The sequence below is a fragment of the Roseibium sp. RKSG952 genome (assembly GCF_009711355.1).
In genome coordinates, this window is the sequence record NZ_SMMF01000721.1 from 1 (window position 1) to 5,614 (window position 5,614).

Below are 5,614 nucleotides of genomic sequence, written 5' to 3' on the forward strand. Positions count from 1 at the left end.
GAATGGTCCGAGATTGTGGGGGCAGGTCATATCAACCAAATTGTGCAACAACACCCAAACCACGTAGGCGATCACTTCACGGGGAAAACGAAACCCTTTCAGGCGGGCAAAAGAATTCGGGATCTTCATCCCATGCCGTGTACTCAAAAACAAACGGACGAACAATTTAGCAATGACTAAAATTTATATGTAAAACGTATGTTTCCACCGGCCGATGAAGTATTTTCAGATACTATTGCGCTACTGGAAATAGACAATTGGCCAGCATTCTTGACGTCAATATCCAGTCCGGCTTTCAACTGTCCGTAGTATCGATCAGTCCCCATATCGTAATAAAATTCCGGACTAGCTTCACCAAAGCTGGTATACTTCCCAGAAATTCGAACATTAGGGTTGTTTACAATGGCCGTCATGCCTGCCTGCAAAAAAAATAGAGTCGGGTTGTCTTTTAGCTTAAAAATCCGGCCAATTTCCATTGCAGGTCGAAAAGCAAAGTATTGTTCGGATATGTCGTCAACATCCCACCCGAAATCGTCGGCATCTGTTTCGGTAAAGGCGTTTTGCCAGACTTGAATTGCTGACCCAGCTAGCGACGGCTTCGCATATAGCGAATGGCCTTTGAAAAATGAAGACAGCCGCAATTCGCCACCGACAAAACCGCCGGATGGGTTGCTTCTGGCGGTTTGGAAGCCACCAGAATTCATATAGGTGCGATTATAGTTATATCCGAAAATACCACTGGCCAAAGTGCCTGAAATAGTTCCCATATTTAGCTCTCTTTTTAGGGAACTTCCTATTTGAATCCGATAGCCGTCTTGATTGTAATTCTCACCATTGGTTTTATACATATCAACACCTCCTGCAATTCCAACGAACATCCTATCGCCGACCGTTCGTTGATTGCCGCCGAAGACGCTCAACCGAGACTCGTCAAAACCAGGATTGTCCGATGTAGAAGCTTGGTGAGAATTGTAAGCTGCGTAGGAAAACCAATGGCAGTTTTTTTCTCCTATGTAGGTGGCGATTGAAGTTGAGCTAATGTTTTGACAGCTGTGAAGTAAATCATGAAAGTTGAAAGCGGCCGAACGTGATGTCTGAATTGCCAGACCGGCCTCGTCAGGGGCATTTTGGCGGTAAACTTTTTCCAGATTTTGTGAAGAATCCAAATTTAACATAAAGGTCGTGAATTCAGACTGAGCCACCCATTCAGGTGACCCGGGCATAAAATTTTCACGCACATAATGTATCTGACGATCAAGACCGCGAGCATAGTCGTTTGCTATTCCGTCTTCGACACCGCGTTCCAGATTGATCGCATAGCTTAAATCCAATTCAGTTCCATCAACAACTTCCAAAATATATTCGATCGCCGCCGCGTCATTAATATCCATTGCCGCTTCTATTGTATTTGAGGCAGACATGATCGTAATCGTTCCACTATCTCCAGTTGTTACTAAATTGTCACCAACCACTCGTGCATCAAGTACTCCATTTATATTCGCGCTACCAACCAACGATATGAAATCGGATCGTGTGTCATCTGGCGATGTTCCAAATTCAATATCCAAAGCCCAGTTACCCTGTTCGCTGTGAGGTTGTTCTAGCAGGTTCGTGACTATTTTTGATGTATTTATTGCTCCGGCAGGACCGACAGACATGGTTCCAGCGTTTAATATGCGGGTATTCGTATTCACCCCAAGATCCACAACTAAACCCAGTTCCAAAATCCCCAGATTTTTAATTTGATTTCCGGAACTTCCATCAAATAGAATAGAACCGGAAAGCAATCCTTCAGTCCCAATAATTATACTATTTTTTGCGTTCTCACCATAAATTACATAATTATTTAATTTATTAAACTCATTTTTTTTTACTATACCATTTATATATACAAAATTTTCATCGTCACCACCGAGATGTATCGTATTCCCACCATCGTTAGAATGTAAAATAGCTCCGCCCTTCTCAACAATAACTTCGGTGGAACCGTGTGCCACAGAACCACCAAAATTAGACATTATTGCATGCGAATCTTGTCCACTAACTGATAAGAAATCGGCTATTCTTATATTTGAATTGCCTCCTTTGCCATTTAAACCATTGATGCAATTATTATCATTTTCACCTAGACCGCAAATCCCGCCGATACCGCCGTCAGAGTTGACCTGAATTCCTACTGCTCCCTCACCCGCAACACTTACTGCGCTGCTTAAACTAACTAGTATGTCCCCTCCATTCCCACCGTCGCCACTAAATGTCCCCACTGCGTAATAACTAGTGTTTATTCCAGTACTATTTATAGTACTTGATGCAATCCCGCCATCACCACCTACAGATTTTACGTAGACTGCAGATGCGTTTTCGCCACTAACACTAATATCACCAGTAATTTCAATTGATACATTGCCAGCATCACCTCCGTTACCAGCCTGAACACTGATATTGGCGTTATCGTAATATTCTTCGATAGAAGCACTACCAGCTGCTTCTCCACCTACGCCACCCACAGTTGCTGAATAAATAGCGACAGCCTGGTCTCCGATGGAAGTGATCGTACCACTAGAAGTAATTGATACACTTGCACTGTCGCCACCTACGCCACCTGCTCCAATCACCGAAAACTTGGGCTCATTAGACGAAGTTGTGACTACGTTCAAACTGGCAGATCCAGGGCCACCAGACATGCCTATCGAATCGGCAAACAGCCCTCGTGCTTGCTGCCCTTCCACAGAAATGTCCCCAGTGTTATATATAAATACTTCGCCACCAGCCCCACCTTGTCCGCCAGCCCCTCCGATCACAAACTGGAAGGGTTGAGTGGAGGCATCACTGAAAGTAAGATCGCCGCTACCAGATGCGCCAGCAGCACCGGTTGAGCGGGCAAGTATTCCATAGACTGAATCACCTTTGGCTCTTATCGAACCAAGATTTGAAAATAATACTGTCGCGCCATCTCCTCCATTTCCTCCATCTCCACCAAATTTTCCGTTCCCTATTATATTCGAACTGCCGTTTTCGAAGTTCCTTAACTGATCAACATCAACAAACAGAGAAGCTGATCCTCCACCAGCCGCTCCTGATCCTCCTGTGGATTCAACAAATCCAGCTATCGCTCCAGTACCCTCCACTAAAATTGTTCCGTGATTGAAAACTGTTACTTCACTTGCACCGGCGCCAGAACCACCGCTACCTCCTACAAAAGTGTTACCTGATAAAATACGGCTACTTTTATTTGGTGTATCGGTCATTTTGACTTCAAGTGACAACGCTCCACCACCGAGCGACCCTCGGCCACCTTCCGAAATTGCGTTAATTGCAAAAGCGTCGACTCCACTTGCGCTAAGAACGCCGGAATTAACCAAGTATACTTCTGAACCCGACCCTCCACTTCCACCGTCACCGCCAATTAATACTTCATCAGTTAGTATAGATATTTGTCCGTTAGCAAACCCAGTTAGATCGATATCAATAGAAGCTGCGCCCCCACCTAAATCTCCACGCCCACCGGCAGACACCGCTTTAAGCCCCGAAGCTTCGTCCCCAGAAACGGAGATCTCTGAAAAGTTTGTAAAACGGATGGTAGCTGCATGTCCTCCTTGGCTTCCCTTACCACCGACGATAGTGTTATCGACGAGAGTAGAAAATTTTCTGTCCGCAGATCCGCTCATGTCGATATCTACTGTCATAGCCCCCCCCCCAAGGGCGCCGTTTCCACCGGTTGATTGAAGATCTACACCGGTAGCTGATGATCCATTTGCTATTACGATGTCACTATTTTTAACATAGATATGACCGGCTTGTTCTCCATCTCCTCCGTTACCTCCAATTTCAATTGGTCCAGTTAACGCTGAAACGGCGGCATCGTTGCTAACTGAAGCGTTGAATTCTATAGTTGCACTGCCGCCACCGTTTCCTCCAATACCACCAGAGGATTTGGCAGAAATTCCCGTCGCATTATACCCAGATGTTGAAGTTTTAGCATAATTTTCGACTTCGATAGATTCAGCAGAACCACCAACTCCTCCGTATCCGCCCACTTCGAAAGAACTATCTAAAGTAACAAAATTGTTGCCTGCAATATTGAGGTCATCAAAAATAAGGGTAACGGAACCTCCGCCGAGCGCACCATCACCAGCTTTGGAATATGCATACAACCCATCAGATTCGGTCCCACTCACCGATAAGGAAGCGAAATTTTTAACTGCAATAGCCCCGCTATTCCCGCCATTTCCCCCATTCCCACCAACAGTATAGCCCGTGCCGGAGGTTGGTGGCACTGTTCCCACAAGCGAGCCACCAGCTAATCCCCCATCTCCTCCTCTCGTAACAGAGTATATTGCTTGCGAGTTTTCGCCGTTGACAATTATCTCCCCTTGCACATGCGTTGATATGTCACCACCAGAATTACCATGACCTCCGATAGTTACATTGCCATAACTTCCAGATTCAGCGGCTGCCATATGCTCTTCACGGCCCGGAGTTCCCCGATTCGAACCGTTGATCGAGTAAACAAACGCCCCGCCGCTTACACCTCCCTTTCCGCCCTGACTTACCGTCTGTATCCCAGGTGTTTTTTCAGCGATGGTTTTGATCGACAAAGAATTTAGTTCTAAGTAAATGTCGCCTGCTTCCCCCCCCTGGCCACCGTTTCCGTTAGTATCCCCGATTGAAAGACCCCCGTCGCCTCCAATACCTCCATCTCCCCCCAAGCTTACAACATTAACGGGATAGTCAGAATTTTGTTGTGAAGATATCGACAATGTGCCTTTCGTACCTCCAGTTTTGGTATTCCTGATTGAAATGCCCACCCCGTCTCCGCCACTACCACCATTCCCCCCAGAACCAGCGTTTAGACCATCTCCAGCACCTCCTCCTTCTTGAATAATTTGGATACCGATACCACCGAAAATATTTAAATTAGTTTCATCAGAGTAATTTAACCTAATTACTTCTGCATCACCGCCATCACCGCCATCCACACTTCCTGCACTTCCGGAAGCGCCCAATCCACCTTTATTTTTAATAATTATTCCTGCACCAGACGAATTTATTATTGTTCTTTCAAATGTAGTTAATATACCTCCCGCTGTACCACCATCTTTGTTGTCATTATTAGTATTCAATAAAATATTATCACCTACGCTCGAATTTACCGTAATCGCTGCTTCTGATGCATCAATACCAAAATCTGTTGCATGATATTTTATAGTTAATGCATTAGAGTTGACGTTTGATAGAATTGAAATATCGGACAGTTCGACAGTTACAGACCCCGTGAGTGTGTTTTTCTGATCTGCAATAATTATTTCGGATACCAATCCATCAGTATAAGAGATAGGTTTTTCTATTACACCAAAACATTTAGCGACTGAATCAGAAACAATACAGCTTGCTCTTAAAGAGCTACCACTATAAAAAAATGCTGCAGCGATAGACAGAAATGCTAGCATTTTAGGATATCGCTCGATCATTTATCGCTATCCTCCAAGTTCTATCCTCAGAATTATGGTATCCAAATTAAATGGTCCTCAAAAATGACATCAGAATTCTACTAAATTTTCAGGCAACGACAAATTGGTAATTTTGACCTGCCCCCGATAAATCGGACCATTCA

The 5,614-nt window shown here is 44.7% G+C and carries 2 protein-coding genes; one reads left to right on the forward strand and one right to left on the reverse strand.

Going from position 1 to position 5,614, the window contains the following annotated elements; translation table 11 throughout:
• Positions 1-180, forward strand: a 180-nt coding sequence (locus E1297_RS49725; protein WP_209015645.1) for a hypothetical protein, incomplete at its 5' end; no start/stop codon positions are given.
• Here E1297_RS49725 and E1297_RS04725 read toward each other — a convergent pair.
• The gene (locus E1297_RS04725; protein WP_155134562.1) at positions 177-5,471 is read right to left on the reverse strand and encodes an autotransporter outer membrane beta-barrel domain-containing protein; all 5,295 of its coding nucleotides are present in this window, start codon (positions 5,469-5,471) and stop codon (positions 177-179) included. The genes E1297_RS49725 and E1297_RS04725 overlap by 4 nt on opposite strands.
• Positions 5,472-5,614: the final 143 nt, after the last annotated feature.